This window comes from Prevotella sp. AM34-19LB, from assembly GCF_003468525.1.
In the GTDB taxonomy this organism is placed as follows: domain Bacteria; phylum Bacteroidota; class Bacteroidia; order Bacteroidales; family Bacteroidaceae; genus Prevotella.
The window spans coordinates 1-1,180 of sequence record NZ_QSIG01000123.1; the positions used below are offsets into that span (position 1 = coordinate 1).

Sequence of the window (1,180 nt, forward strand, 5' to 3'; positions counted from 1 at the left end):
ATCCCAAGGTGGAATCTATGGTTTGAGCTAAAAGAGCATCAAATTGCTCCATAATCGAAAAAATTCCCCCAAAAGGAGTGAGTTTCTCTGATTTAATTTGTATCTTTGCATGTCATATTAGAGTTTTGCTTGTCTTCTTTTCGCAACACTAAGGTAAGTGAAAATTCTGACATGGCAAAATCCTGGGCAACTTTTTGTTGCTCAGGCACTTATAAATAATGTTAAACTATAGTGTTGCGGAATTAAGGGTATTAATTTTTAAAAAGTATCAATTATGAAAAAAGCGTTTTACATGATGGCAGCTGCTGCCATCGCCCTCTCTTCTTGCTCTTCAGAGGAGACCACAGATGTTGCGAAGAGCTCAAATATTACTTTCCGTAGTGCCGTAGGTTTCAACACCCGTGGTATTGAGATGACCAACGAAGTTGGTTATAAGATGACTAAGATGACCGTCAGTGCCTTCGATGAAAGCGGAGCTGAATTTTTCAAGAACTACGTGTTTAATGAAAGCAATGGTGAGTTTACTTCTTCAGAACATCCATCATGGCCAAATCATGGTAGCCTTAACTTTGTTGCTTATTCTCATTCAGGTGGTGAGTGGACAGGTGCTGATCCTGTCTTGAAAAAGGATGGAGCTACGATTGATGCATTTGAGCCTAAATCAGCAATTGGAGAACAGCTGGATGTTGTCTTCGCTCAAGGAACAGGTAACAAGACTGATAATGAAGCAGGTGGATTATTGCTGAATTTTGATCACATTCTTTCTCAGATTAAGATTGTGGCTAAGCATTCTTCTGATACTTATACTTATAAGATTAAGGGTATCCGTATTGCATCTGTTGGTGGTTCTGCAAAATATGAATACAAATTTGGTGAAACTAATAAGCATAATTGGACAGCTCCTGCTGCAACAAATGTAGTATATAAAAAAGAATTTGATCAGCCTATTGATCTTAGTAAAGACACTCCTGTTGATTTGACAAATAAGTGTAATGCTGGAGACAAAAAGGGTGGAGCGATGCTCATTCCTCAGACTTTAAGTGTATGGAATGGATCAGATGTTGCAAAAAATACCTCAGTTCGGGATAATAATCTCAGCCTAAAGGCTTTATAATGTTTTTATATAAGGGACACAGTGGCTTGGCAACCATCTATATATCTTGGATGGTTGCTGAGACAA

Annotated in this window: 1 protein-coding gene; it reads left to right on the forward strand. The window is 38.2% G+C overall.

Features of this window, described 5'->3' with window-relative positions; all coding sequences use genetic code 11:
• The first annotated feature begins 274 nt into the window (after nt 1-274).
• Nucleotides 275-1,114 carry a fimbrillin family protein gene (locus DW830_RS15500; protein ID WP_119250496.1) on the forward strand — a complete coding sequence of 280 codons (840 nt, stop codon included), beginning with the start codon at nt 275-277 and terminating at the stop codon, nt 1,112-1,114.
• The last annotated feature ends 66 nt before the right edge of the window (nt 1,115-1,180 follow it).